Raw genomic sequence first — 24,919 nt, 5'->3', positions numbered from 1 at the left:
AGTAAGGGATAAAATGATACCTTTCAACAAGCCACCAGTGACAGGCAACGAAATTCAGTATATCAATAAAGCTCTGGAAAACGGCAAGCTATCAGGTGATGGCCCCTTCGGCAAGCAGTGTCAGCAATGGTTTGAAAATCAACTGGGGTGTTTGCATGCATTATTAACGCCTTCTTGTACCGCTGCGTTAGAGATCGCTGCACTGTTGGTCGATATTCAGCCGGGTGATGAAGTCATCATGCCAAGCTACACTTTCGTGAGCACGGCTAACGCCTTCGTTCTGCGCGGCGCCAAGATTAAATTTGTTGATATTCGCCCTGATACCATGAATATGGACGAGGCGTTGCTGGCTGCTGCAATCAACGAAAAAACGAAGGCTATCGTTCCGGTGCATTATGCCGGTGTATCCTGTGATATGGATGCGATCATGCGCCTGGCCAATCAGCATAATATCCTGGTGGTCGAGGATGCTGCGCAGGGCGTCATGAGTAAATACAAAGGCGCCTATCTGGGCACTAAAGGTCATCTGGCGGCTTTCAGTTTCCATGAAACGAAGAACTACACCAGCGGCGGTGAAGGTGGGGCGCTGGTGATCAATGATGAGCGCTTTATCAAACGCGCTGAAATTCTTCGCGAGAAGGGAACCGATCGCAGCCAGTTCCTCCGCGGGCAAATTGATAAATATACCTGGGTCGATTTTGGTAGCAGCTTCCTGCCCGGCGAACTTCAGTCCGCTTGTCTGTGGGGGCAATTAGAGCTGGCTGATGAAATCAACGACAACCGTTTGGCGACGTGGGGAAAATATTATGAAAGCCTTTCGCCGCTTGCTGATAAAGGGTTGTTGACGCTGCCGACGATCCCAGAGGATTGCACGCATAATGCGCACATGTTCTACGTTAAATTAAACGACATTGAGCAGAGAACTCGGTTTATCGCTCACCTGAAAGAAGCGGGAATTATGGCGGTATTCCATTATATTCCACTGCATTCGGCTCCAGCCGGGAAAGTCTTCGGCTCCTTCGTCGGTGAAGATAAATATACGACGAGTGAAAGTGAAAAATTGGTTCGTTTGCCGCTGTATTACAACATGAGCGAGAGTGACCTTAAAAAGGTCATTGAGTGCGTGTTGGGGTTTTTTGAGTGAATACCAGGAAGATACTTGCATTCGCTATTGGACCTATAGGTAACGCAGCCCTCGGGCTGCTTACCTTACCCGTTATTACCTGGCTCTTCTCGGCTGATGATGTCGGCCGGATAAGCATGTTGAATGTGGCCGTGTCTTTTTATGTCCTGTTTTTCAGCCTGGGCCTCGATCAGGCTTATGTCCGGGAATACCACGGCGAATCACTTCGGGGGCAGCTGTTAAAAAACGTCACCTTCCCCGGCATGTTGATGATACTGGTCGTTAGCGTCGTATTTTTATTGTTTCCTGGTAGCCTGTCGACGTTGCTGTTTGATCAAAAAAGTACCGCGATCAGCTTGCTCATTTTGTTGATTTTGCTTTCGTCATTCCTCAATCGGTTTCTGTCATTAATCCTGCGTATGCAGGAAAAGGGCATGGCGTTCTCGCTAAGCCAGCTCATGCCCAAATTGATGACGTTGATCGTTATTGGTCTGTGTTACGTTTTATTCACCCAACATACCTTGATGCAGTTGGTGGTGGCGAACGCGATAGGGTTTATCGCCGTTTCATTGATGTTGATGTGGTCTTCTCGGGCTGACTGGCTTGAAGCTCTCCGTAGCCCACTGGATTACGTCAAAACGAAGGCGATGTTGAAGTTCGGTTACCCATTGATTTTAGGGGGACTGGCCTTTTGGGGATTAACCACCATTGACCGTATGTTCGTTCGAGCCTATTCCGGGTTTGAGCAGTTGGCTATTTTTTCGGTTGCAGTCAGTTTTGCCGGTGTTGCGAGCATTTTACAAAGCGTGTTCTCCACCGTTTGGGCACCGGTGGTGTACAAGCTGGCGGAGGCTAACGAGGGTCACGAGCAGCAGATGATCAACAAGGTCACTCAGTGCATGCTGATTGCCGTAGTTTGCCTGTTCAGCTTGGGCGGACTTTTCTCCTGGATTACTGATTATGTCCTGCCCAAAGAATACGTCGACGTTAAATATATTCTCATTGCTTGTCTTGGGGCACCTTTGCTTTATACGCTTTCAGAGACCACTGCTGTTGGTATCGGTTTAAGTCGAAAAACAATTTATTCTATGGTCGTTTCATTAGCCGCTTTGGTGGTGAATGTTGTCTCAAACTCGTTGTTGGTGCCTCGCTTTGGTGCCGGTGGTGCGGCCGTAAGCACTTGCCTGGCTTTTTGGGTATTCCTGATACTGAGAACTGAGTTCTCGATTATCAGTTGGAAGGCCATGCCGCGTTTTGAAATGTATTTCTTCACTTTCCTGTGTCTGGCGGGAGCGTCGGTTTCTGCATTGGCGGGTGAGAGAATGAAATACGAACTGTTTGCCTATTGGGGGGGACTGTTGATCGTGGTTCTGGTAAGAAACCTACGTTTCATAAAATCGTTCGCCAAGAGATGAACGCATTAACGCCATTCAAGAGAGAATAAGTGTAACCGCTTCTTGTTTGGCCGTTGTTATTCCCCGTTGTAAAAATCCAGTGTGGAGCCATAGGGTTTGGCTCTGCACTGTGACTTCCCATGACTCCACGTAGTGTGTATTTAAAGCAAATCTCTCCCGAATCACTTCCTCCGGCAAATCCACCCCAATAAACCCCAAAGTACTACGGCGTTCCTCGTCGGGGAGTCACTCGCGGTCCCCGTCGGCGTTATACAGCCGTTGCCCCCAGGAACAGCAGGCTGTCGGCATATTCCAGCAGCAGATTCCATCACTTCAGAAACCTCCATCCGTTCCAGCGGCGGGTATCGATGCTGGACGGCGGTAAGCTGAGCCCACGCCCAACCTTCCCAGCCTGATCCTGCGGGATCCAATGTTAAAAGTATTTATTGGCGGTGAGCGGCATCCTGATATTTTAGATAGCTACGTTGCGTGGCGATATGATCGGCAATGTATTTGGCGTCATGCCAAACACCCCAGATAAAGGTTGAACCGCGGCGCGATAACCAGGGTAATCCCAGGAAATAGATGCCAGGCTCGTTCGACACCCCGCGCTGGTGTAATGGTTTGCCCTGGTTATCGAAAGTATCGACCCCCAGCCAGCTATAGTCCGCCGTATAGCCGGTTGCCCAGATAATGGTGGTAATGCCCGCTTGGGCGAAGTTTAGCGTCAGCAGTGGGTTAATCATGCATTCCGGGTCGGGTAGCAACTGGCGTGCGTTCGGATCTTCAGGCAGATCCAGGCCATTGCGGGCAATATACGCATCTGCTGCATCCAGCAGTGCCAGGTAATTTTCATCCCCTCGGGTAATGTTCTCCTTCAGGTTGTCAGCAAAAGTGACGTTTCCATTCTGGAAAGCGCGGGTGACGCCAACCAGGTGTACTCCTTCAGCCGCCAATTTGCGGAAATCTACCGTATGGCCACCCTGAGCGCCGCTCACGGCAATCGTCACATGTTCTTTACCTGGCTGGGTTGCCGTGGCATCCCATAGGCCAAGCACCCCTAACCACCAGCAGAAATCGCGATTGCGGTAAGCGCGGGGTGGGCGATCATGCGCCCCTACGGAAAGATAAACCTGCTTTCCTGCCCGGCGTAGCTCATCGGCAATCTGAACCCCTGAAGAACCGGCCCCGACAATCAGAACCGCCCCTGCGGGCAACTGTTGTGGGTTACGGTATTGCGCCGAGTGAAGTTGCGTGAGGCTGTCATCTTTTGGGGCGATGGGTGGGATCACCGGTCGCTGGAAGGGGCCGGTGGCGGCCACGACATGTCTGGCTTCGATGACGCCTGCTGAGGTTTCAACCCGAAAACCTGGGCGACCAAGATTGCGCTGCAGGTGTTTTACTTCAACCCCCGTACGGATGGGCGCATTGAATTTATCCGCGTAGGCGGCAAAATAATCCGCAATCTGTTCCTTTGGCACAAAGCCGTCGGGGTCGATACCTTCAAAGGCCATGCCTGGGAAGCGATCGTGCCAGGCCGGCCCGTTAGCGACTAAAGAGTCCCATCGCCCTGTGCGCCAGGCTTCGGCAATGCGGTTTTTCTCCAACACCAAATGCGGAATGCCACATCGGGTCAGATGTTCACTCATCGCCACCCCAGCCTGGCCCGCGCCAATCACTAGCGTATCAATCTCGATTTTATCTGATGTCATTTTTGCATCCTCAGGATAATGATTCGGTGCGGGGTCAGATATACCCTGATCTACCCCAGCTGGATTTCGCAGCCTATGGGATGCTACTGCATGGGTAAAATATTATTAAACTGCCAATTGACGATAAATAAATGATGCAGGAAGGTACGGATTTTTAAACACCAATTTGCTAAATGCGCGGATCTAATAAATAGCTTATTCCTTGTGTTTTGCATGGTCTATTTTGCAGCAGGATAGTCTATCGGTGGGAAAATAAAATAAATTCGAGATAACTTTTTTATGCTCTGGCGGAATAATTTTAATATTTTATCTATGCCGCCCAAGATGCGCATTATCGCTCAAATAAAAAAGTCCTGTCGGCCATACCGGTTAATTCAAAAATATCAATAAAATTATACTTAACCAGGAGTTCACCATGCCTGTTACTGAATCATCGCCGCCCCTCATTGAAAAACACACCATTGGCTATATCCCGCCGGAAGAACGCCATGGGAAGGTCAGGGATCTGTTCACGCTGTGGTTTGGTGGCAACATCGCTCCATTGCCCATCGTGACGGGTGCGCTCGGTATCCAATTGTTTCATCTCAATCTGTTCTGGGGGATCACCGCTATTTTGGTCGGGCACCTGATTGGCGGTGTGCTGATGGCGCTGCATTCGGCCCAGGGGCCGCAAATGGGCATCCCGCAAATGATCCAGAGCCGGGCTCAATTCGGCTCGCTGGGTTCTCTGTTGGTGGTGGTGATCGCTGGCGTTATGTATCTCGGTTTTTTCACCTCCAACATCGTGCTGGCGGGTAAATCCCTGCATGGCGTGGTGGAAGGCGTCTCGGTTCCGATGGGGATAGTGGTCGGCGCGGCAGGGTCCTGCGTGATTGGCATTATTGGCTATCGCTTTATTCATGTGCTTAACAGGATCGGAACCTGGGTGCTGGGTATCGGCATCCTGTTGGGTTTTGGCTATATTTTTACCCATATACAGACCGCAGACTTTTTGACCCGGGGTGGTTTTACGCTTTCCGGTTGGCTGGCCACGGTGTCGCTGGGGGCGTTATGGCAAATTGCGTTTGCTCCCTATGTTTCTGACTATTCACGCTATCTGCCGGCAGACGTTTCAGTCTCAGCCACCTTCTGGGCGACCTACCTGGGCTCGGTATCAGGCTCCTGCCTCTCTTTTATCTTCGGGGCGGTGGCGGTACTGGCAACGCCGGTCGGGATGGACACCATGGATGCCGTAAAGCTGGCGGCCGGTGCGATAGGCCCTCTGATGTTGGTGCTTTTTCTGCTGAGCGTCATTAGCCACAATGCGCTTAATCTGTATGGCACGGTGATCTCGATCATCACGCTGGTGCAGACCTTTTCCTGGCGCTGGATACCTACCGCCAAGAGCCGGGCGGTGTTATCGGTGTTGGTGCTGATTTTCTGCTGTGTCGCTGCAATTTATACCTCTAAGGACTTTATCGGTCATTTCGTCGATTTGGTGTTGGCGTTGTTGGTGGTGCTGGTTCCCTGGACGGCGATTAACCTGATTGATTTCTACGCCATTCATAAAGGTCACTATGACATTAACTCTATTTTCCAGGCCGACGGCGGTATCTATGGTTACTTTAATCCCCAGGCGCTGTTGGCTTATGGCATAGGTATTTTGGTACAGATCCCGTTTATGAATACCCCGTTATATGTCGGGCCGATCTCTGCGCATATTAATGGGGCAGATCTCTCCTGGCTGGTTGGGCTGGTGGTGACGTCACCGCTGTATTACTGGATGGCAAGTCGCGATACCGCCCATCGCCGTCGGCAAATTGTTCACTAAGGTTTTATTTAACAGGAATCACTGATGAGTAATGTAACCCATACCAGAATTCGCATGTTTAATACTAAAGAGACTTATCCTAACCAATCACTGAATAACGATCTGTGCCAGGCGGTGCGCGCGGGAAATACCGTCTATGTCCGTGGTCAGGTGGGCACGGACTTTAACGGTAATCTGGTGGGGTTGGGCGATCCCGCCGCTCAGGCTGAGCAGGCGATGAAAAATGCCAAACAACTGCTGGAGGAAGCGGGAAGTGACCTTTCGCATATTGTTAAAACCACCACTTACATTATTGACCCAAGGTACCGTGAGCCGGTCTATCAGGTGGTCGGTAAATGGCTTAAAGGCGTCTTCCCTATCTCTACCGGGATTGTGGTGGCTGGGCTGGCGCAGCCACAGTGGTTGATGGAAATCGATATTATTGCCGTGATCCCTGAGGGTTGGTCTGTGAAGGAGTCCCTATGACCTTTTCAATTGCGGCTCGCTGCGAGGCGACAGGGCAGTTCGGTATTGCCCTGAGTTCTTCCAGTATCGCCGTCGGTGCTCGTTGCCCCTGGCTGCTTGCCGGCGTGGGGGCGGTCTCCAGCCAGAACATCACGTTACCCAAATTGGGTCAGCAGGTGCTGGAAAAACTCGAACAGGGGATGAAACCGACGAGTGCGCTGGAGCAGGTACTGCTTAACGATCCGTTTAGTGATTACCGTCAGGTGATAGCCATAGACCGCCAGGGTGAAACCGCCGTTTTTAGCGGCGGTAAATCGCTGGGGACTTACCACCAGGTGCAGGGTAAAAAGTGCGTCGCGGCAGGGAACATGTTGGCGGACAAAAAAGTGATTAATGCCATGGTGAGCGCATTTGAGAATACGTCCGGCCAGTTGGCCGATCGCTTGATGGCGGCGCTGCAGGCGGCCATTGAGCAGGGCGGCGAGGCAGGCGCGGTGCATTCGGCGGCGCTTAAGGTAGTGGGCGATTACTCCTGGCCGATCGTTGATCTGCGGGTGGATTGGGCAGAGAAAGACCCGATTAATGAATTGGCGGGGTTGTGGCAGGCCTATGAGCCTCAGATGCAGGCCTACGTCACCCGGGCTATAGATCCCCGTGAAGCACCAAGTTATGGAGTACCGGGTGATGAGTGATGCAGTGCGTAACCTGCTGGCCAAACTGCTGGCTTTTGATACCACTAGCCGGAACTCCAATCTTGAGCTGATCGCTTTTATTCAGGATTATTTGGTCGGTTTCGGGATGGAAACGCAGCTTTTTCAGGACGATGTCGCAAGAAAAGCCAATCTGTACGCCCGCATCGGCCCCGCAGGTGAAGGCGGGGTGATGTTGTCCGGGCATACCGATGTGGTTCCTGTCGACGGGCAGCAATGGACGATGCCGCCTTTTGCGCTGACACACCACAAGGGCCGTTACTACGGCCGTGGCAGCGCCGATATGAAGGGATTTCTGGCCTGTGTTCTGGCCTCGGTGCCGGCTTTTGTGGCCCAACCGTTACGCATGCCGCTGCATTTGGCCTTTTCCTATGATGAGGAGGTCGGCTGTCTTGGAGTCCGCAGCCTGGTCGCTCATCTTAAGCTCTCACCGGATAAACCGGCGATGTGCATTGTGGGTGAACCTACGGGCATGCAGCCGGTTTACGGTCATAAAGGCAAGCTGGCGATGCGCTGTAAAGTGCAGGGCCATGCTTGCCACTCTGCCTATACTCCGCAGGGTGTGAATGCGATTGAATACGCGGCCAAACTCATCAATAAATTAACCTTGCTGGGCAGTCAATTGGCGGCCACGCAAAACCGGTGTTTTGATCCGCCCTACAGCACGCTGCAGGTGGGCACGATCCACGGCGGAGCGGCGCTAAACATTGTCCCGCAGGATTGTCAGTTCGATTTTGAAATTCGCCATTTGCCGGATATGCGGGTTGATTCGGTTATTAGCGAACTGCGGCAGTATGCCGATGATGAACTGTTACCGGCTATGCGGGAGGTTGCGACAAGCAGTGATATTAGCTTCCAACCATTAAGTCAGTATCCGGGATTACTCACCGATCCACAGTCTGATTTTGCCCGCTGGCTGGCACAGTGGAGTAACAATCAGGCGTTCACCACGGTGGCTTTTGGTACCGAGGGCGGGTTATTTGATCAGGCGGGGGTCGCTACCTTGATTTGCGGCCCAGGCAGTATGGATCAAGGCCATAAACCAGATGAATATGTGAGCGTGGAACAGCTTGAACGTTGCATGCAAATGCTGGCCAACCTGCGTCTCTGGATGTTGGCCTGACGGCTCCGTAATGGGTGGGGTTAGTGCATATTGGCCAGTTCGCTTTTACAAAACTCAACGAACAGCTGAGCCGGTTTGGTCAGTTGGTTGGCGGTGAGCCAGGCCACCACCAGGCCTGAGCCTTCGACTTCATCTTGCAGCTCGACCGTCGCCAGCGGTTGGCCATCGTAACTGTATTGGCCATAGGGCCGGGTGACCAGAATGGCAAAGCCAAGCCCCTGGCCGACCATGCCACGCACCAATTCGAGGGAAGGTGAGCTAAAGACAATATTGGGCGTAATGCCGACACGGGTGAACAAATTGAGGAAGTAGTTTCGGCTGGGCAGCAGGTCTAACAGCACCATAGGCTCAGTGGCCAGATCTGCCAGCGACACCTGTTTGTTTTGTGCCAGCGGGTGGTGGGCGGACAGCAGGACGTAGGGTTTTCTGGGGGCCACCAAAACATCCGTGACGATATTACTGTTCAGATCATGGTTGTACAGCAAAGAAACATCCAGACTCCCGGTGGTCAGGCTGTGCACCAGTTCATGCTGCTCACCATCGTGAATGAGAGTCTCTATCCCCGGATAAAGTGTTTTAAATCCTCTGATCAGTTTCGGCAAAATTAAAGGGGCGACCGTTTCAAAACAGCCAACACTGATTTTCCCGGAAACCATATCGTTATCAGCCAGCGCATCTTGTTCAAAGATATGCGCCATGCGTAATAGTTTTTGTGCTTTGCGATAAAAGCGAGAGCCGGAAGGCGTCAGTGAGACACCCTGCGCATGGTGGCGGATAAACAGTTGCACACCAAAGCTGTCTTCAAGGCTTTTTATCGCACCAGAGATAGAAGGCTGTGCAATGTACAGTTTACGCGAGGCTTCAGTAACGCTCCTGCATTTGGCAGTGGTGACGAAATATTTAAGCTGGCGCAAGGTGTAATTAGCCATCATTGATCCCTTTAAAAAACAAATGATTCGGTGCTTGAAATTAAAATCAATCCGCCAATCAATTGTTGCAATTATGTTAACATCAAGGCTGCCAGCATAGGGGAGTCCCTGCCAGTTAACAGTGAGGGGGTTCAAAAATTCAGAGTGTCTCAATCAGGCGATAACGTCAGTAGCGAAGCAGTCACCATCCTGCTGCGGTGAAAAGGGTGATGTTATTTCTGCATCCGGTAGGTCATGTAGATCTTTTGGATTTCAGGATCATCCAGACTGCCGTATGAGATGTTTTCTTTATCTAAACCATCCAGTCCTTTTTTCGCGGAAGTAACGCCCCTGAAGTTTAAGTATTTCAGACTTGGTAAGCACACCTTTGCGTCTAAGATTTACCATTAATTGCTCAACGTCGTCCAACTCGACAGCATCATCAGCCAGACCCGTAATCGCAACTGCCATACGGCTCATTCCGTCGCGGTACGCTGTAATATTATGATCTTCTGCAAGTTTATGGACATAACCTGCAACACTAACGAGAGCTCTTTGGGTCATAGGAGTACCCTCAGTTCTTGGTTATATTTTTGTATGCCAATACAGCCATGTTGCTAAAGTGCAACGCGTTACGGCTTTCTAAATAGCTGAGTTTAATACTGCTACACCCTAAGCTTGAGGCAGGTGGGAGCCATTGCAGGTTAGCCGACCGTTGAGCGCATGGATGCGCGATACGAGCCCCCAGGGATGGGTTCACGGCGTGTCGGCGTTCTGTATGATTCCCACCTGTAGCACTATCAGGCGTAGTTCTTTAGGTTGCTTCCATTAATGCGGTAATGCGGTTTCTCACTCAACTCAGTGCCGCAAACCGCGCCCGAATCTCTTCCTCCGGCAAATCTACCCCAATAAACACCAGCGTACTGCGGCGTTCTTCATCGGGCAGCCACTCGCGGTCCCAGTCGGCGTTATACAGCCGTTGCACACCCTGGAACAGCAGGCGGCGTGGCTCGTCCCGGATCGACAAAATCCCCTTATAGCGCAGCAGGCTGTCGGCGTATTCCAGCAGCAGGCCTTCCATCACTTCTGAAACCTGCATCAGTTCCAGAGGCTGGTCGTGGTACACCACGATCGACTGAATGTTGTTCTGCGCTTGTGGAATGCGGCGGAACAGCGGGGTGGGCGGCGTCAGGTTCAGCTTGTCGTTCAGCACAAAGCCTTCGATGTCGAACAGCACGCCCAGATCGATATCGCCGTGCGTCACTGTGTAAACCGGTGCGCGGGCGTTCATCTGTTGCAGCCGTTGGATCAGGGCTTCACAGTCCGGTGCCACGTCGGTTTTGGTCAGCAGAATACGGTCGGCGTAGCCCACCTGCGCCTGCGCGATGCTGAACTGGTTGAGTTGTTGATCGGCATGTGCGGCGTCCACCAGCGTGATGATGCCGTCCAGCAGGAAGCGTTCGCAGAGGATCTCGTGCGAGAAAAAGGTCTGGGTGATCGGGCCGGGGTCAGCCATGCCGGTGCATTCAATGATCAGCCGGTCGAACTCCAGTTGGCCCTGGTCCACGCCGTCCAGCAAGTCCAGTAACGCGTCTGCCAGCTCGTTGGATTTACTGCAGCAGATGCAGCCGTTGCTCAGGGTGGTGATGCGGCTGGCGCGATCGCCAATCAGGGCGTTGTCGATCGGCACTTCGCCGAACTCATTTTCAATCACGGCAATTTTGTAGCCGTGTTCGGCGTTCAGAATATGGCGGAGCAGGGTGGTTTTACCGGCACCCAAAAAGCCGGTCAGAATGGTGACTGCGATGGGTTTCATTGAGGATCCTTTTAACAACAGCGCATGCCGCCTTTGCCGTCCCCACCGTAGCGGGCCTGCTGGCGTTCGCGGAAAAACTCTTTATAGGTCATCACCGGCTTGTCCGGGTGGTTGTCTTTCATATGCTGGACGTAGGTATCGTAGTCAGGTACGCCGACTAACATGCGCGCCGCCTGCCCGAGGTATTTACCCGCCTGGCCGAGATTACCGAACATAAGCCTTTCCCTCATTGATGAAAATACCCTGCATAATAGATCTCATTATATCCAATAGATTTCAAGTTGCAGGTAGGCGGCCACTGAGCGAAACCCCAGGAGCTTGGTCTACCAAGTGACTGGGGTGAGCGAAGGCAGCCAACACCCCTGCGACTTGAAAGATGAAGGTTATATGCAGGGTATCCGTTAAATCACCATCAGTGCTGCGGTGAAACTTTGACGTCTCCCTCAGTTACGCCGTTGGAAGGCGCTTCTTCAGGCACCGGCACGTAAGGTGTTTCCTGGTCGCTACGGTTCGGGTTTTTATGTGCCGCCATGGCGGTTTTCACCCCGTAGAAGATGATGCTGTACACCACCAGCAGGAACAGAATGCTCAGCCCGGCGTTGGTGTAGTTGTTCACCACAATATGGTTCATGTTGGCCACCTGCTGGGTGGTCAGCTCGGCGCCGCCTTCGGCGATTTTGCGTTTGTACTCGCTGGCCTGGAAGAAGAAGCCTTCCAGCTGCGGGTTGTCACTGAACAGCTTCAGGCCCAGGGCGTAGGTGGTACAAATCAGCAGCCACACGGCCGGAACCACGGTGACCCAAATGTACTTGGTGCGCTTCATCTTAATCAGCACCACGGTACCCAGCACCAGCGCCACGGCGGCCAGCATCTGGTTGGAGATGCCGAACAGCGGCCACAGGCTCTTCACGCCGCCGAGCGGATCGACCACCCCCTGATACAGCAGGTAACCCCATAGCCCCACACAACCGGCGGTGCCGACAATACCGGCCACCAACGAATCGGTTTTTTTCAGGAACGGCACAAAGTTACCCAGCAAGTCCTGCAGCATAAAGCGGCCGGAACGGGTGCCTGCATCCAGTGCGGTCAGGATGAACATCGCTTCGAACAGAATACCGAAGTGGTACCAGAAGCCCATATTGGCGCCAGGAATGATCTGGTGGAACACGTGGGCGATACCCACCGCCAGAGTTGGTGCGCCACCGGCGCGGTTCAGTACCGAAGGTTCACCGATGTCTTTGGCGGTCTGCAGGATCTGTTCCGGACTGATGACAAAGCCCCAGGAACTGACGGTCGCCGCCGCATGGGCGGTCACATCACGCAGTGAGGCCATGATCATCGGTGCGTCTTCGGTGCCCAAGCGGTGCAGGTCTGGCATGGTGATGCCCAGTGCGGCCGGTGGGGTGTTCATGGCGAAGTACAGGCCCGGTTCGATGATGGAAGCCGCGACCAGCGCCATGATGGCGACGAAGGACTCCATCAGCATCGCGCCGTAACCGATAAAGCGCGCGTCTTTTTCATTGGCCAACAGTTTCGGCGTGGTGCCGGAGGCGATCAACGCATGGAAGCCGGACACCGCGCCACAGGCGATGGTAATGAACAGGAACGGGAACACCGAGCCTTTCCACACCGGGCCGGTGCCGTCGATAAACTGGGTCATCGCCGGCATTTTCAGCTCAGGGTTGAGGATCACGATGCCAATCGCCAGCCCGACGATCACGCCGATTTTCAGGAAGGTCGCCAGATAGTCGCGCGGTGCCAGGATCAACCACACCGGCAGCAGAGCGGAGATAAACGCATAACCAATCAGCGTATAGGTGATGGTGGTGTCTTTGAAGGTCAGCGCCGGGCCCCAGAATGGGTCGTGGGCGATCACGCCGCCGAACCAGATGGAGAGCACCAGCAGCACGATGCCAATCACCGAAATCTCACCGACCCGCCCAGGGCGCAGGAAGCGCATGTAGATGCCCATAAACAGGGCAATTGGCACGGTGGAGCACACGGTGAACACGCCCCATGGGCTTTCCGCCAGCGCCTTCACCACGATCAGGGCCAGCACCGCCAGAATGATAATCATAATCAGGAAGCAGCCAAACAGCGCGATGGTGCCCGGTACCGGCCCCATTTCCTTTTTGATGATCTCACCGAGCGATGCGCCGTTGCGGCGTGAGGAGATGAACAGCACTAAAAAGTCCTGCACTGCCCCCGCCAGCACCACGCCGCCCAACAGCCACAGCGTGCCGGGCAGGTAACCGACCTGCGCAGCCAACACCGGGCCGACCAGCGGGCCTGCGCCAGCAATGGCGGCGAAGTGGTGGCCGAACAGCACGTATTTGTTGGTCGGCACATAGTTCAGGCCGTCGTTATTGACCACCGCCGGGGTGGCGCGGAAGGCATCCAGCTTCATCACCTTGGTGGCGATGTACAGGCTGTAATAACGGTAGGCCACCAGATACACCGCCACCGAAGCGACGATGATCCACAGTGCGCTGATGTGCTCGCCGCGACGCAGCGCCACCACGCCCAGGCAGGAAGCGCCGAGTATCCCCAGCAGCATCCAGGGTATGTGTTTTAAAATCCCCTCTCGTTTCATCGAGATATCCTTAGTTCAAATCTGCAAAAAAATGAGTGAGTTAATCCGCTTATAAGATGTTTAGGCGCGTGGCCCGGATGCGGATAACGGTCGGGTAGAGGTATAGGAACAGCTCATCATTGCGGCTTGGGGCAGGGGAAGACATCTGAATTTCAGTCAGCGGTGCTATAGGGGCGCTAAGCGGTCAAAATCCCGGGGTGAGCGGTTGGGCGCTGTGTGACAACGCCAACCGGATAGCTGAGGTCAGTAAATCTTGCGGGCGTTGATCCCGGCCGGGAAGATGCCGGTGGCGAAGATATGGCCGTTAACCTGTAGCTGGTCGTCGGGCAGCATCTCGACCGGGTATTCGTTAGCCAGATAATTGAGGAAGTTATTGCGGTCATCGAGCGACTGAAAGCCGATCAGGTCGTAGAAAAACAGCGACCCGATTAAGCCGTGGTGCTCGGGGATTTGCTTAAGCAGTGCGGCTGACGGGAACGGCAAATGGAAGAAGAATGCGCAGGGATTCAATAATCCTTGTTCCTTCAGTGCCTGGCCACAGGGCAGCAACTGATAATCATCAATGCAGATGATGTCGTCCGGGCACACATACTCGCAGGCGATATCGGCAAAATGCTGGTTGAGTTGCCGATAAGCGCGGTAGTTCTCCGGGGTGAAATGCGCCTTCTCCGGGTGATTATGGAACACCGGCCACAGGCCATCGTGATAGTAGCCCTGATAGTGGAAGTGAAATTCCTCGGTGGACAGCGGGAAGGTCACTTGCTGATAGCCGCTGCGATGCTGATGGCTGACCGGGCGCAGCGGCGCGGCGCCAAAGTTTTGCACGTCGCCGTTCCAGCCCAGCCACAGCCCTTGATCATCATCATTGGCCTCAACGGCCGAGAGCGCCTGCGTAGCGCAGGCCAAATCTTTGCTGTCACACTGCTTATTTGAGATCAAAACCAAACGAGACATGGTGCTCACCTTGTTCAATCATGGGGTGTAGGGGGCGAAGATATTCGCCCTATGAATGCAGAGTCCGGCGCGTTACAGCATCCAGCTGATTTCCGCGGCGGTGACCTGTCCTTCAAAGCGGTGCAGTTCGGCGGTCTTGCAGGTGTGCCACAGCGCGGTAAACGCCGGGCCGAGGCTTTCGCGCAGCGCCGGGCATTGGCGAAATAACGTTAACGCCTGCTGCTGGCTGAGCGGCAGCGCCGCCGCGTCGTCATTTTCATAACCGTTACCGCAGGCCGCCGGGGGCAGGGGCAGCACGTGTTCCAGGCCATACAGCATGCCGCTCAGCATCGCCGCTACCGCCAGATAAGGATTGGCATCGGCACCGGCCAGCCGGTATTCAATGCGTTGGTTGGCACTGTCGGCGCAGGGCAGACGCAGTGCCACCGTGCGGTTGTTGTGCCCCCAGGAGGCACGCAGCGGCACGTGCATGCCCGGGCGGAAACGGCGGAAGGCGTTGATGTTCGGCGCGAATATCGCCATCGAGGCTGGCATCAGCGCCAGCATGCCGGCCATCACCTGCGTCATGACGGGGCTCAGTTCGCCCGGCGTGCTGGCCAGCAGGTTATTGCCTTGTTCATCCTGCAGGCTGATATGAAAGTGCAAACCGCTGCCGGCCGCCTGTGCACAGGGTTTGGCCATAAAGCAGGCATGCTGGTGGTGTTTCTCCGCAACCTGACGAGTGAGGCGCTTTAGGGCCAGCACCTGGTCACAGGCTTCCACCACCCGGGTGCTGTGGTGCAGGTTCAGCTCATACTGGCCGGAGGCCGCTTCGGCCACCACGCCGGTCAGCGGCAGCGTTTGCAGCCTGGCCTGATGTTCGATGTCATTGAGCAGCGCATGGTGGCGCTCCGGGGCATCGACAGAAAAACTTTGCGTTGGGCACTGGCTGGTGTCGGCAGGTTGTTGCCGAGGATCGTGCAGATAAAATTCCAGCTCTGCCGCGATCACCGGGTAGAAACCCTTGGCCTGCAGGCGCTTGAGCACCTGTTGCAGCACCACGCGCGGCTCCAGTTCACAGGCGTCGCCATCGGCGTTGGTCATCGTCAGCAGCAGTTGGGCATGGTGCTGTGGGTCACGGGCACAGGGGCGCAATGTGCCGGGAACCGGCAGGCATAATCGATCCGGTTCCCCCGCCTGCTGACCCAACCCGCTTTCTTCAATCACCTGCCCCCCGAGGTCCATGGCGTAGATCGACAACGGGAAATAGCAGCCTTTGTCCAGCGTGAACAACTCGGCGATCGGCAGACGTTTACCGCGAAACTGGCCGTTCAAATCGTTGAGATAAATATCGACGTGTTCGGTGTCGGGATAGCGCTGTAAATACTGCTCAACTTCTTTGCGCAATGAACGCGCCTGCGCGGCGGGAATATCCGCCAGCATCGGGTTGAAGCCAATAATATTAGAATACATGACAGCCCCCGAGTTTAATAAAAACAGGGGGATGAATGAGAACCAAGGTAAGGGATAAACACATGAGGCATCCGTCTCGTGAGGCCATATTGGCGATGTAATGATGTTATCCGTGGCCCTAAAAACTGTCTGTAAAAACGCCGTAACTTTATTTCCACCTGGAATAAAAAAGCTGTAAATAATGCGCCATCCTCCGATGGCTGGATAATAAACGGCTGCATATACTGCGGATAACTTGGTTATTCCGGAGAGAAGCCCATGATCAGAGCCTTAATCGTGTTTACCGTCGCCATCACGGCGTTCAATGCCGCCGCGTCGTCCGAAGCTGCCTGGTCCAGCGGCGATAAAGCGCTGCAAGCGGCCTGTCTGAAGGCCAGCGTCTTGAAAGGGGCCAAAGCCGCCGGGAGCATTATTCATTATGGCGACGATGTCGGTTACTCGGCGCTGCTGCTGAGCGGCCGCTACCCGCAGGCGTTTATGCACAATCAGCCGAGAAAAGAGTTATGCCTTTACAAGCGTGCGACTAAAAAAGCGGTGATCCAGGACGCCGACGGGCTGGTGGGTAAGCACGTCGACTCATTTAATGCCAGTCAGTGAAGCAAAGCTCTGGATAAGTATGTGAAATATTGCTTAGGTGAGCGCCCCCTCTCCAGTGGGAGAGGGCCGGGGTGAGGGGCTTTCGTGTCGATGCGTATCCCCTCACCCTAACCCTAACCCTCTCCCAAGGGAGAGGGGACAAAATAACTGACGATAGCGCCCCTGTCGGTGTTATTTCAAAGCGATACGGATCACGTCATCCGGATCTGTGGCTTCTTTTTCACGGCTGGAAGCCTGTTTGACGCTGACGTACAGCGTCTGGCCATCCGGTGACAGCGCCAGGCTGTTTGGGTGGGTCGGCGTCTTGATGGTTTGCAGCCGCTTGTAGCTCTTGGCGTCAATCACGCTGACTTCACCGGCCTGGCGATGGGTCACATAGACTTCATTACGCGCCGGGTTGAACAGCACCGCCAGCGATTCCGGCACCTCGATCTTGCTCAGAATTTTGCCGTCGCGGGTATCGACAACCAACACCTGCGCCTGCTTGGAATCAGTAATAAAGGCGCGGTGGGTGGCTGGATCCAGGCTGATGTTCAGGAAGAAGTGCTCTTTGGACTCATCGAGTTTCTTGCGGCTGACAACCTTGTTGGTTTTGGTGTCGATAGTCACCAGTTCACCGTCGGCGTTGGTCACATACAGACGGCCGGCAGCGGCGTCCAGCGCCAGACCAGTGCCGTATTTACCGGTCTCGGTAATGGTGGTGCGAAGGGTCAGATCCTTGCCGTCAACCACCCAAACCACGCTGGATTCACCCAGCCCGGTGATATACAGGGTATCGGTGGTGGCGTCGGCGACCAGTTCACGCGGCGCTAACGGCTTTACCGTCTCGGAGCGTTTACGCGCATCCAGCACCAGGCGGCCTTTCACTTCACCGGTTTTGCCGTCGATGGCGGTCACTGAGTTGTTGGTGGTGTTGCCGAAGAACAGCGTGTCGGTTTTGCTGTTAATGGCCGCACCGAAAGGTTTGATGTCGTTGTGAATAATCTGGGTGATATCCAGCGTCTGTGGATCCAAACGGTAGACTACGCCCCCTTTATCCAGCTTGCGGCTTTGCGAAGTGGCCAGGTACAGCGCGTTCTCGCCCTGGTTGTAGACCATTTCATAAGCACCTTTGCCGACCGGTTTACGCAGCAGTTCTGGCTCGCTCTGGGCCAGCAACGGGGCGGAAAACAGCATTGAAGTGAGCAGCAGCAGTGGGAACGCCGTGCGCCCGCCGAAACGACGGTTGCGAGTTGTTGCAGAGTTCATAACCTCTCCATGGAGTTAAAAAGCCTATCGCCGCAGAGCCGTTGCTCTGAGGCCAAGAAAGCTCATCATCGAATTGAAGGTAAAGTCCTGCCGGTCACGTCGTGGCGCACCGGGCTTTATGCTTGCGAATAATAATCATTATTTATTGAGAATGGGAGTTATTTCAATGCATGCTGGGGTGAAAATCACAGTGTGGAGGAGGGGGCCGCAGCCATTTCCCGTTCAATCACCCCGGCCAGCGCCTGGGCCGCCGAAGACAAACGGTGTTGAGCAAGGCGGATTAACCCGACTCGCCGTTCTATCACTGGGCCGAACAGCGGCACGCAGGTGGCACCTAACTCGCCCATTTGTTGTTCACACAGCGCCGGTACCGCGCTGGCGCCCAGTCCGTTGGCTACCATGCGCCCGACCGTTACCAACTGGTGGCTTTCAAACGCCACCTCCAGGGTTCTTCCGCTTTTGGCCAGCGTCTGTTCCAGCAGCAAACGCACTGCAGAAGGGCGCTGCAGGGTAATAAAGTCCAGCGTCAGCAGTTCTTTCCAACTCACCTGCGCCCGGCCTGCCAGCGGCGAATCCTTCGGCACTACCGCCACAAAGCGATCGTTGCACAGCGGGGTGAAGTGCAGGGTATCGCTGGGCTCCGGCTCGAAGGCGATGCCCATTTCTACCCGGCCTTCACGGATCATCTCGAACACCTGCTCGTTAATCACATCGTGCACCGCCACGTTGATCCCGGCGTAGTGATCGCGAAACACTTTCAGGATCGGCGGCAGCGGATTAGCGGCGAACGAAGGCATGGCCGCGATGGCCACCTTGCCCATTTGCAGGGTAAAGCGCTGGTGCATCGCCTCTTCCGCATTGTCCCAGTCCGCCAGCAGTTGGCGCGCCATCGGGAAGAAGCTCTCGCCTTCCGGCGTCAGCGCCACGCGGCGGGTGGTACGCAGCAACAACTGTCCCCCCAAGGCGTCTTCCAGCCCGCGAATGGCCAGACTCAGCGCCGGCTGCGAAATATTCAGCCGTTCGCTCGCCTGGGCGAAGTTAAGAGTGTGAGCTACCGCTAAAAACGCGCGTAACTGTTTGATGCTCATTTTCATTTTTGAATTATTTAACTCTTTTGAAAACAGCCATTAACAATTGATTAATAAAAATTCTAAATCAATGGGGCACAAAAACAAAATTAACAAATCATTTTTGTGACCTGATGATGCCTTTACACCAGCAGGGGTATACCGCCCATTGCTACAGAACACTCAGAGGCAGCGAATGGCAGGGCTCGATAAACGCGTCGGAAGCTACCAGGCAGCGCTGGCAGGCCTGACGGACAATATGACGGTGCTGGCGGGCGGTTTCGGCCTGTGCGGCATCCCGGAAAACCTGATTAATGAGATCCGTCGTTTGGGAGTGACCGGCCTGACGGTGGTATCAAACAACTGCGGCGTCGACGGCTTTGGTCTCGGCCTGCTGCTGGAAAATCGACAGATCAGCAAGGTAGTGGCCTCCTACGTTGGGGAGAACGCGCTGTTCGAGCAACAGGCGATCAGCGGCGAGCTGGAGGTGGAGTTGACGCCGCAAGGATCGCTGGCGGAAAAAATCCGTGCCGGGGGAGCCGGGATCCCGGCGTTCTTCACCGCCACCGGCTACGGCACCCCGGTAGCCGAAGGCAAGGAAGTGCGCGAATTCAACGGCCGCCCTTACATCATGGAGCAGGCAATCACCGGCGACTTCGCCATCATCAAGGGCTGGAAAGCCGATCACTTCGGCAATGTCATCTATCGTCACACCGCGCAGAACTTTAACCCGCTGATGGCCACCGCCGGACGGATCACCGTGGTGGAGGTGGAAGAAATTGTCGCGCCGGGCGAACTGGATCCGGCGGCGATCCACACCCCCGGTATCTACGTCGACCGCCTGATCCAGGGCAGTTTCGAAAAGCGCATTGAACAGCGCACCCTGCGGACCTGAGGAGAACCCCATGCTTACCCGTGAACAAATGGCGCAGCGCGTGGCACAAGAACTGCGTGACGGCGACTACGTCAATCTGGGGATCGGCATTCCGACGCTGGTGGCCAACTATGTACCACCGGGCATGGACGTGATGCTGCAATCCGAAAACGGCCTACTGGGCATGGGCGGCTTCCCGACCGAGGCAGAGTTGGACGCCGACATGATCAACGCCGGCAAGCAAACGGTGACCGCCCGTATCGGCGCCTCGATTTTCGACTCGGCGCAGTCGTTCGCCATGATCCGCGGCGGCCATGTTGATCTCACCGTGTTGGGCGCTTTTGAGGTGGACGTTAAGGGCAATATTGCCTCGTGGATGATCCCCGGCAAGCTGGTGAAGGGCATGGGCGGCGCGATGGATCTGGTAGCAGGCGCGGAGAACATCATCGTGGTGATGACCCACGCGTCAAAGAGTGGTGAGTCCAAGCTGTTACCGCACTGCACGCTGCCGCTGACCGGGGCCCACTGCATTCGCAAGGTTCTGACCGATCTGGCCTACCTGGAAATTGAAAACGGTGCCTTTGTGCTGCGCGAACGTGCGCCCGGCGTCAGCGTGGAAGAGATTGTCGCCAAAACCGCCGGTCGGCTGATTGTGCCGACACAGGTGCCGGAGATGCGCTTCTGATGACGATACCCAAGGAGAAAACCATGCAACAGGTGGTGATTGTGGCGGCCACGCGCACGCCGATTGGCAGTTTTCAGGGCGCGCTGGCTACGTTGTCGGCGGTGGATCTGGGCACGGTGGTGGTGAAGGCCTTACTGGCGCGCAGCGGTGTTCCAGCGGATCAGGTGGATGAAGTGATCCTCGGTCAGGTGCTGACGGCCGGTTGTGGCCAGAACCCGGCACGTCAGACCGCGCTGAACGCCGGGCTACCCTATAGCGTACCGGCGCTGACCATCAATAAGGTCTGCGGTTCGGGTCTGAAGGCGATCCATCTGGCGGTGCAGGCGATCCGCTGTGGTGACGCCGAAGTGATTATCGCCGGGGGGCAGGAAAGCATGAGTCAGTCGCCATACCTGATCAACGGCGCGCGTGCCGGGCTGCGTCTGGGCCACGGTCAGTTGATCGACAGCGTGATCCAGGACGGCCTGTGGGATGCCTTCAACGATTATCACATGGGTATCACCGCCGAGAATCTGGCAGAGAAATACGCCATCAGCCGCAGCGAGCAGGATCAGTTTGCGCTGCGGTCACAGCAGAAAACCCAGGCCGCGCAGCAGGCCGGGCATTTTGTGTCGGAAATCACCCCGGTAGAGGTGCCCAAACCCAGGGGCGAACCGCTGCGGGTGGCGTCGGATGAACAACCCCGCGCTGACGCCACGCTGGAAAGCCTGGCCCGGCTGCGTCCGGCATTCCGCCAGGACGGCACGGTGACCGCCGGTAATGCCTCCTCGATTAACGACGGTGCGGCGGCGGTGCTGTTGATGAGTGCGGCGAAGGCCTCCGAGCTGAAGTTGCCGGTGCTGGCGCGCATTGCCGGTTATGCGGCCTCGGGGGTCGATCCGGCGATCATGGGCATCGGCCCGGTACCGGCGGCGCGCCGCTGTCTGGCTAATGCCGGTTGGTCGCTGAGTGAGGTAGACCTGATCGAGGCCAATGAGGCGTTTGCCGCACAGGCGTTGGCTGTCGGCCGTGAACTGGAGTGGGACAGCGCCCGGGTCAATGTTAACGGCGGGGCGATAGCGCTCGGACACCCGATCGGCGCTTCCGGCTGTCGCATATTGGTCACGCTGCTGCACGAGATGCAGCGGCGTGAGGTCAACAAGGGGCTGGCGATGCTGTGTATCGGCGGCGGGCAGGGCGTGGCGCTGGCGGTCGAGCGCGGCTGATTATCTGGGAGGAAGCTATGCATTCACCTGACTATGCAGTGCTTGGCGCCGGGCTGATGGGGATTGGCATCGCCACCCACTTCGCTCGCCATGGTCATGACATCCTGCTGTACGACCCGGATCCACAGCGGCTGGCGGAAGTCCCGGCGGTCGCGGGCAGTATTCTGGCGGAATTGACCGACGTTGGGCAGTTTGCGGCGACGGAACAGGCGGCGGTGCTGGCGCGCCTGAGCGTGACCGGCGATCTAAATGACCTGGCCCGCGCCCGGTTATTGATAGAGGCGATCCCCGAGCGTCTGGCGCTCAAGCACGCGTTATATGAACAACTGGAAGGGCTGATTGCCGACGACGCGGTGATCGCCAGTAATACCAGCGGCCTGCCGCCGGACGAGTTGGCAGTGCGGATGATCCATCCGCAGCGCTTGTTGATCGCCCATTTTTGGAACCCGCCCCACCTGATCCCGCTGGTGGAGATTGTGCCCGGCAGCGCCACCGATCCGCGCCATCTGGCTGCGGTGCAGCAATTACTGAGTGGCATGGCGCTGGAGGCGGTGCTGCTGGATCGCGCCGCGCCGGGTTTTGTCGGCAACCGGCCGCAGTTTGCGCTACTGCGCGAGGCGCTGTACATCGTGCAAAGCGGTATCGCCAGCCCGCAGGTGGTGGATCAGGTGATGCGAGCTTCGCTTGGGCGGCGCTACGCGATGGTTGGGCCGCTGGAGGCCGCCGACATGACCGGGCTGGAGACGGTGGCAGATATTGCCCGCCACTTGCTGCCAGAGTTGGCGACCGATGAAAAGATGATGGCGCTGGTGGAGGATCAGCTTCGTCAGGGCCATACCGGCCAACGTAGCGGCCAGGGCTTTTATCACTGGGATGAAGCACGCAGGGAACGCATCCAACAGCGGCGGGCGCACCAACTGCGTTTCGCCCTGAAACCTTAACCGCACCCAACAACAATAATGAGTTGCTCAACATGGCTGGAGTTGTTCAGACATCAAGGGCAATAGGGAGTGATGATGAGCGTTTTGATTGCCCTGGCAGCACTGGGAGTCCTGATGCTGGCCGCCTACCGCGGCTACAGCGTGATTTTATTTGCCCCGATAGCCGCACTGGGCGCGGTGTTGTTGACCGATCCCGGCGCGGTCGCCCCGACCTTCACCGGGCTGTTTATGGAAAAGATGGTCGGCTTCGTCAAACTCTATTTCCCGGTCTTTCTGCTGGGCGCGGTGTTTGGCAAGCTGATTGAGCTGTCCGGGTTTTCCCGTTCGATAGTGGCCGCGGCGATTAATATTCTTGGCCGTCGCCATGCCATTCCGGTGATTGTGCTGGTCTGCGCGCTGCTGACCTACGGCGGCGTCTCGCTGTTTGTGGTGGCGTTTGCGGTTTACCCCTTCGCCGCCGAGCTGTTCCGCCAGAGCGGGATCCCCAAACGCTTGATCCCGGCGACGGTGGCGCTCGGGGCGTTCTCTTTCACCATGGATGCACTGCCCGGTACGCCGCAGATCCAGAACATCATTCCGACCAGCTTCTTCGGTACCAACGCCTGGGCAGCACCCTGGCTGGGACTGATTGGCTCGCTGTTTATCATCGCGGTCGGTCTGTTTTATCTTGAACGTCAGCGACGCAAGGCGCAGCTGCGGGGCGAAGGTTACGGCACCGAGTTGCTGAATGAGCCTGAAACCCCGGACAACATCAATCTGCCCAATCCGCTGATCGCTATTATGCCGTTGATCCTGGTCGGGCTGTTGAACCTGGGGTTTACCCACTGGATCCCGCAGTGGTATGGCGTTAGCCACGAGCTGACACTGCCGGGGCTGGCCAAGCCGATCACCACCGAGATCGGCAAGATCACCGCCATCTGGGCGGTGGAGGCGGCGCTGGTATCGGGTATTCTGCTGGTGCTGATTTTTGGTTTCCGTAACGTTCGCGGGCGGCTGGCGGAGGGCAGTAAAACGGCGGTCGGTGGGGCGATTTTGGCGGCGATGAACACCGCTTCGGAATACGGCTTTGGCGCGGTGATCGCGGCACTGCCGGGGTTTCTGGTGCTGTCGAAGGCGCTGGCGACCATTCCCAACCCGCTGGTGAACGAGGCTGTCAGCGTGACGCTGCTGGCGGGTATCACCGGTTCGGCTTCCGGCGGCATGAGCATTGCGCTGGCCGCGATGTCCGATTCCTTTATCGCTGCCGCCCACGCCGCGCAGATCCCGCTGGAAGTGCTGCACCGGGTGGCTTCCATGGCCAGCGGCGGCATGGACACCTTGCCGCATAACGGCGCGGTGATCACCCTGCTGGCGATCACCGGCCTTAGCCATCGACAAGCCTATGGTGGCATCTTCGCCATCACCCTGATCAAGAGCGCCGCAGTGCTGTTTGTGATCGGCGTGTTCTACCTGACCGGCATTGTTTAAAGGAGCGATAACATGAATTTACAAGGTAAAACTGCACTGGTGACCGGCTCGACCAGCGGTATCGGTCTCGGGTTGGCGTCCAGCCTGGCGGCCGCGGGCGCCCAGGTGATCCTCAACGGTTTCGGTGAAGTGGAGCAGGCGAAGGCACATATCGCGGGTTTGGGCGCAGCGCCCGGCTACCACGGCGCGGATCTCAGTGACCCGCAGCAGATTGCCGACCTGATGCGCTATGTTGAACTGGAGTTCGGCGGCACCGATATTCTGGTCAATAACGCCGGTATTCAGCACGTTTCTCCGCTGGAATCCTTCCCGGCCGACAAGTGGAATGCGATTATCGCGATTAACCTGTCGTCAGTGTTTCACACCAGCCGTCTGGCATTGCCGGGCATGCGAGAGCGCGGCTGGGGGCGGATTATCAACGTTGCCTCGGTGCACGGGCTGGTGGCATCCAAAGACAAGGCCGCTTATGTGGCGGCCAAGCACGGCGTGGTGGGGCTGACCAAGACCATTGCGCTGGAAACCGCCCGCAGCGCGATTACCTGTAACGCTATCTGCCCCGGCTGGGTGCTGACGCCGCTGGTGCAGCAGCAAATTGACCAGCGGATTGCCGCCGGAACCGATCCACAGCAGGCACGCAATGACCTGCTGGCGGAGAAACAGCCCTCGCTGGAGTTTGTGACGCCGGAACAGCTGGGCGAGCTGGCGTTATTCCTGTGCAGTGACGCGGCGGTGCAGGTGCGTGGGGCCGCCTGGAATATGGATGGTGGCTGGTTGGCGCAGTAACTTTTTTGTCTGG

Annotated in this window: 23 protein-coding genes and 2 pseudogenes; 13 read left to right on the top strand and 12 right to left on the bottom strand. The window is 56.1% G+C overall.

What is annotated here, in order from left to right; translation table 11 throughout:
• The first annotated feature begins 13 nt into the window (after window positions 1-13).
• Window positions 14-1,144 carry a dTDP-4-amino-4,6-dideoxygalactose transaminase gene (rffA, locus tag OC597_RS13170; protein WP_262209005.1) on the top strand — a complete coding sequence of 377 codons (1,131 nt, stop codon included), beginning with the start codon at window positions 14-16 and terminating at the stop codon, window positions 1,142-1,144.
• Window positions 1,141-2,538, top strand: a complete 1,398-nt coding sequence (locus OC597_RS13165) for a lipopolysaccharide biosynthesis protein (protein ID WP_262209004.1) — start codon at window positions 1,141-1,143, stop codon at window positions 2,536-2,538. Before rffA ends, OC597_RS13165 begins: the two co-directional genes overlap by 4 nt.
• A gap of 144 nt (window positions 2,539-2,682) precedes the next feature.
• Here the strand turns inward: OC597_RS13165 and OC597_RS13160 are convergent.
• Both OC597_RS13160 and OC597_RS13155 read right to left on the bottom strand, forming a co-directional pair.
• A pseudogene (locus OC597_RS13160) lies at window positions 2,683-2,876 on the bottom strand (GTP-binding protein); the annotation flags it as partial.
• 84 nt (window positions 2,877-2,960) lie between these two features.
• Window positions 2,961-4,229 carry a flavin-containing monooxygenase gene (locus tag OC597_RS13155; RefSeq protein WP_262209003.1) on the bottom strand — a complete coding sequence of 423 codons (1,269 nt, stop codon included), beginning with the start codon at window positions 4,227-4,229 and terminating at the stop codon, window positions 2,961-2,963.
• 415 nt (window positions 4,230-4,644) lie between these two features.
• On the opposite strand from OC597_RS13155, the gene OC597_RS13150 reads away from it, so the two are divergent.
• The 4 genes from OC597_RS13150 to argE are packed head-to-tail and all read left to right on the top strand — an operon-like array spanning window position 4,645 to window position 8,316.
• Entirely contained in the window at window positions 4,645-6,039 is a 1,395-nt protein-coding gene (locus tag OC597_RS13150; RefSeq protein WP_085119560.1) for a purine-cytosine permease family protein, read from the top strand.
• A 24-nt stretch (window positions 6,040-6,063) separates the two neighbouring features.
• Window positions 6,064-6,504 carry a RidA family protein gene (locus tag OC597_RS13145; RefSeq protein ID WP_262209001.1) on the top strand — a complete coding sequence of 147 codons (441 nt, stop codon included), beginning with the start codon at window positions 6,064-6,066 and terminating at the stop codon, window positions 6,502-6,504.
• Window positions 6,501-7,175 carry a DUF1028 domain-containing protein gene (locus OC597_RS13140; protein ID WP_262208999.1) on the top strand — a complete coding sequence of 225 codons (675 nt, stop codon included), beginning with the start codon at window positions 6,501-6,503 and terminating at the stop codon, window positions 7,173-7,175. The genes OC597_RS13145 and OC597_RS13140 overlap by 4 nt, the downstream gene beginning before the upstream one ends.
• The gene (gene argE, locus OC597_RS13135; RefSeq protein WP_262208998.1) at window positions 7,168-8,316 is read left to right on the top strand and encodes an acetylornithine deacetylase; all 1,149 of its coding nucleotides are present in this window, start codon (window positions 7,168-7,170) and stop codon (window positions 8,314-8,316) included. The genes OC597_RS13140 and argE overlap by 8 nt, the downstream gene beginning before the upstream one ends.
• 20 nt (window positions 8,317-8,336) lie before the next feature.
• Here argE and OC597_RS13130 read toward each other — a convergent pair whose 3' ends face one another.
• The 8 genes and pseudogenes from OC597_RS13130 to OC597_RS13095 all read right to left on the bottom strand — a co-directional run bounded on the left by OC597_RS13130 (window position 8,337) and on the right by OC597_RS13095 (window position 16,039).
• Window positions 8,337-9,245 (bottom strand): LysR family transcriptional regulator, encoded by a 909-nt coding sequence (locus tag OC597_RS13130; protein WP_187962228.1) that lies wholly within the window; start codon window positions 9,243-9,245, stop codon window positions 8,337-8,339.
• Window positions 9,246-9,457: 212 nt separating this feature from the next.
• Window positions 9,458-9,556 (bottom strand): annotated as a pseudogene (locus OC597_RS13125) (cell filamentation protein Fic); the annotation flags it as partial.
• Window positions 9,534-9,788, bottom strand: coding sequence for a hypothetical protein (locus tag OC597_RS13120; RefSeq protein ID WP_261257098.1), 255 nt, complete (start codon window positions 9,786-9,788; stop codon window positions 9,534-9,536). The gene OC597_RS13120 and the pseudogene OC597_RS13125, both read right to left, overlap by 23 nt.
• Window positions 9,789-10,077: 289 nt before the next feature.
• Window positions 10,078-11,040 carry a GTPase gene (yjiA, locus tag OC597_RS13115; protein ID WP_262208996.1) on the bottom strand — a complete coding sequence of 321 codons (963 nt, stop codon included), beginning with the start codon at window positions 11,038-11,040 and terminating at the stop codon, window positions 10,078-10,080.
• An 11-nt stretch (window positions 11,041-11,051) separates the two neighbouring features.
• Window positions 11,052-11,255 (bottom strand): YbdD/YjiX family protein, encoded by a 204-nt coding sequence (locus OC597_RS13110; RefSeq protein ID WP_004953088.1) that lies wholly within the window; start codon window positions 11,253-11,255, stop codon window positions 11,052-11,054.
• A gap of 197 nt (window positions 11,256-11,452) precedes the next feature.
• Complete coding sequence (locus tag OC597_RS13105) at window positions 11,453-13,633, bottom strand: carbon starvation CstA family protein (RefSeq protein ID WP_262208994.1); 2,181 nt, start codon at window positions 13,631-13,633, stop codon at window positions 11,453-11,455.
• Between the two features lie 243 nt (window positions 13,634-13,876).
• The gene (locus tag OC597_RS13100; protein ID WP_261257105.1) at window positions 13,877-14,587 is read right to left on the bottom strand and encodes a trehalose-6-phosphate synthase; all 711 of its coding nucleotides are present in this window, start codon (window positions 14,585-14,587) and stop codon (window positions 13,877-13,879) included.
• Window positions 14,588-14,659: 72 nt separating this feature from the next.
• Window positions 14,660-16,039 carry a glutamine synthetase family protein gene (locus OC597_RS13095; protein WP_262208993.1) on the bottom strand — a complete coding sequence of 460 codons (1,380 nt, stop codon included), beginning with the start codon at window positions 16,037-16,039 and terminating at the stop codon, window positions 14,660-14,662.
• 258 nt (window positions 16,040-16,297) lie between these two features.
• Between OC597_RS13095 and OC597_RS13090 the strand changes: the two genes are divergently transcribed.
• On the top strand, window positions 16,298-16,636 hold the full coding sequence (locus OC597_RS13090) for a hypothetical protein (protein ID WP_262208991.1): 339 nt from the start codon (window positions 16,298-16,300) through the stop codon (window positions 16,634-16,636).
• A gap of 171 nt (window positions 16,637-16,807) precedes the next feature.
• Here the strand turns inward: OC597_RS13090 and yncE are convergent, their stop codons facing one another.
• Window positions 16,808-17,884 carry a 7-bladed beta-propeller protein YncE gene (gene yncE, locus OC597_RS13085; protein WP_262208989.1) on the bottom strand — a complete coding sequence of 359 codons (1,077 nt, stop codon included), beginning with the start codon at window positions 17,882-17,884 and terminating at the stop codon, window positions 16,808-16,810.
• Between the two features lie 185 nt (window positions 17,885-18,069).
• Complete coding sequence (locus tag OC597_RS13080; protein ID WP_261285518.1) at window positions 18,070-18,978, bottom strand: LysR family transcriptional regulator; 909 nt, start codon at window positions 18,976-18,978, stop codon at window positions 18,070-18,072.
• Between the two features lie 169 nt (window positions 18,979-19,147).
• Between OC597_RS13080 and OC597_RS13075 the strand changes: the two genes are divergently transcribed.
• The 6 genes from OC597_RS13075 (at window position 19,148) to OC597_RS13050 (ending at window position 24,906) form a co-directional block, all read left to right on the top strand.
• Window positions 19,148-19,846, top strand: a complete 699-nt coding sequence (locus OC597_RS13075) for a CoA transferase subunit A (RefSeq protein ID WP_262208987.1) — start codon at window positions 19,148-19,150, stop codon at window positions 19,844-19,846.
• Window positions 19,847-19,856: 10 nt separating this feature from the next.
• Entirely contained in the window at window positions 19,857-20,510 is a 654-nt protein-coding gene (locus tag OC597_RS13070; RefSeq protein WP_262208986.1) for a CoA transferase subunit B, read from the top strand.
• A gap of 23 nt (window positions 20,511-20,533) precedes the next feature.
• Window positions 20,534-21,715, top strand: coding sequence for an acetyl-CoA C-acetyltransferase (locus tag OC597_RS13065; RefSeq protein ID WP_262209085.1), 1,182 nt, complete (start codon window positions 20,534-20,536; stop codon window positions 21,713-21,715).
• A gap of 17 nt (window positions 21,716-21,732) precedes the next feature.
• A complete protein-coding gene (locus OC597_RS13060) occupies window positions 21,733-22,656 on the top strand; it encodes a 3-hydroxyacyl-CoA dehydrogenase family protein (protein WP_262208984.1) in 924 nt (307 codons plus the stop codon).
• A 72-nt stretch (window positions 22,657-22,728) separates the two neighbouring features.
• On the top strand, window positions 22,729-24,123 hold the full coding sequence (locus OC597_RS13055) for a GntP family permease (RefSeq protein ID WP_198404428.1): 1,395 nt from the start codon (window positions 22,729-22,731) through the stop codon (window positions 24,121-24,123).
• 12 nt (window positions 24,124-24,135) lie between these two features.
• Window positions 24,136-24,906: a 3-hydroxybutyrate dehydrogenase gene (locus tag OC597_RS13050; protein ID WP_261257121.1), complete on the top strand. Its 771-nt coding sequence runs from the start codon at window positions 24,136-24,138 to the stop codon at window positions 24,904-24,906.
• Window positions 24,907-24,919: the final 13 nt, after the last annotated feature.

Source organism: Serratia proteamaculans (genome assembly GCF_946227095.1).
In the GTDB taxonomy this organism is placed as follows: Bacteria; Pseudomonadota; Gammaproteobacteria; order Enterobacterales; family Enterobacteriaceae; genus Serratia; species Serratia proteamaculans_E.
The sequence above is the reverse complement of the archived record's forward strand: the minus strand, read 5'-3'. Positions and strand labels throughout refer to the sequence as shown.

Excerpts from the sequence above, each read along its gene's own strand:
- OC597_RS13130 (WP_187962228.1), bottom strand. The coding sequence starts at position 9,245 with ATGGCTAATTACACCTTGCGCCAGCTTAAATATTTCGTCACCACTGCC.
- OC597_RS13105 (WP_262208994.1), bottom strand. The coding sequence starts at position 13,633 with ATGAAACGAGAGGGGATTTTAAAACACATACCCTGGATGCTGCTGGGG.
- OC597_RS13090 (WP_262208991.1), top strand. The coding sequence starts at position 16,298 with ATGATCAGAGCCTTAATCGTGTTTACCGTCGCCATCACGGCGTTCAAT.
- OC597_RS13055 (WP_198404428.1), top strand. The coding sequence starts at position 22,729 with ATGATGAGCGTTTTGATTGCCCTGGCAGCACTGGGAGTCCTGATGCTG.
- OC597_RS13080 (WP_261285518.1), bottom strand. The coding sequence starts at position 18,978 with ATGAAAATGAGCATCAAACAGTTACGCGCGTTTTTAGCGGTAGCTCAC.
- OC597_RS13145 (WP_262209001.1), top strand. The coding sequence starts at position 6,064 with ATGAGTAATGTAACCCATACCAGAATTCGCATGTTTAATACTAAAGAG.
- OC597_RS13140 (WP_262208999.1), top strand. The coding sequence starts at position 6,501 with ATGACCTTTTCAATTGCGGCTCGCTGCGAGGCGACAGGGCAGTTCGGT.
- OC597_RS13110 (WP_004953088.1), bottom strand. The coding sequence starts at position 11,255 with ATGTTCGGTAATCTCGGCCAGGCGGGTAAATACCTCGGGCAGGCGGCG.
- OC597_RS13100 (WP_261257105.1), bottom strand. The coding sequence starts at position 14,587 with ATGTCTCGTTTGGTTTTGATCTCAAATAAGCAGTGTGACAGCAAAGAT.
- OC597_RS13075 (WP_262208987.1), top strand. The coding sequence starts at position 19,148 with ATGGCAGGGCTCGATAAACGCGTCGGAAGCTACCAGGCAGCGCTGGCA.
- rffA (WP_262209005.1), top strand. The coding sequence starts at position 14 with ATGATACCTTTCAACAAGCCACCAGTGACAGGCAACGAAATTCAGTAT.
- OC597_RS13155 (WP_262209003.1), bottom strand. The coding sequence starts at position 4,229 with ATGACATCAGATAAAATCGAGATTGATACGCTAGTGATTGGCGCGGGC.
- yjiA (WP_262208996.1), bottom strand. The coding sequence starts at position 11,040 with ATGAAACCCATCGCAGTCACCATTCTGACCGGCTTTTTGGGTGCCGGT.
- OC597_RS13050 (WP_261257121.1), top strand. The coding sequence starts at position 24,136 with ATGAATTTACAAGGTAAAACTGCACTGGTGACCGGCTCGACCAGCGGT.
- argE (WP_262208998.1), top strand. The coding sequence starts at position 7,168 with ATGAGTGATGCAGTGCGTAACCTGCTGGCCAAACTGCTGGCTTTTGAT.
- OC597_RS13060 (WP_262208984.1), top strand. The coding sequence starts at position 21,733 with ATGCATTCACCTGACTATGCAGTGCTTGGCGCCGGGCTGATGGGGATT.
- OC597_RS13120 (WP_261257098.1), bottom strand. The coding sequence starts at position 9,788 with ATGACCCAAAGAGCTCTCGTTAGTGTTGCAGGTTATGTCCATAAACTT.
- OC597_RS13095 (WP_262208993.1), bottom strand. The coding sequence starts at position 16,039 with ATGTATTCTAATATTATTGGCTTCAACCCGATGCTGGCGGATATTCCC.
- OC597_RS13070 (WP_262208986.1), top strand. The coding sequence starts at position 19,857 with ATGCTTACCCGTGAACAAATGGCGCAGCGCGTGGCACAAGAACTGCGT.
- OC597_RS13150 (WP_085119560.1), top strand. The coding sequence starts at position 4,645 with ATGCCTGTTACTGAATCATCGCCGCCCCTCATTGAAAAACACACCATT.
- OC597_RS13065 (WP_262209085.1), top strand. The coding sequence starts at position 20,534 with ATGCAACAGGTGGTGATTGTGGCGGCCACGCGCACGCCGATTGGCAGT.
- yncE (WP_262208989.1), bottom strand. The coding sequence starts at position 17,884 with ATGAACTCTGCAACAACTCGCAACCGTCGTTTCGGCGGGCGCACGGCG.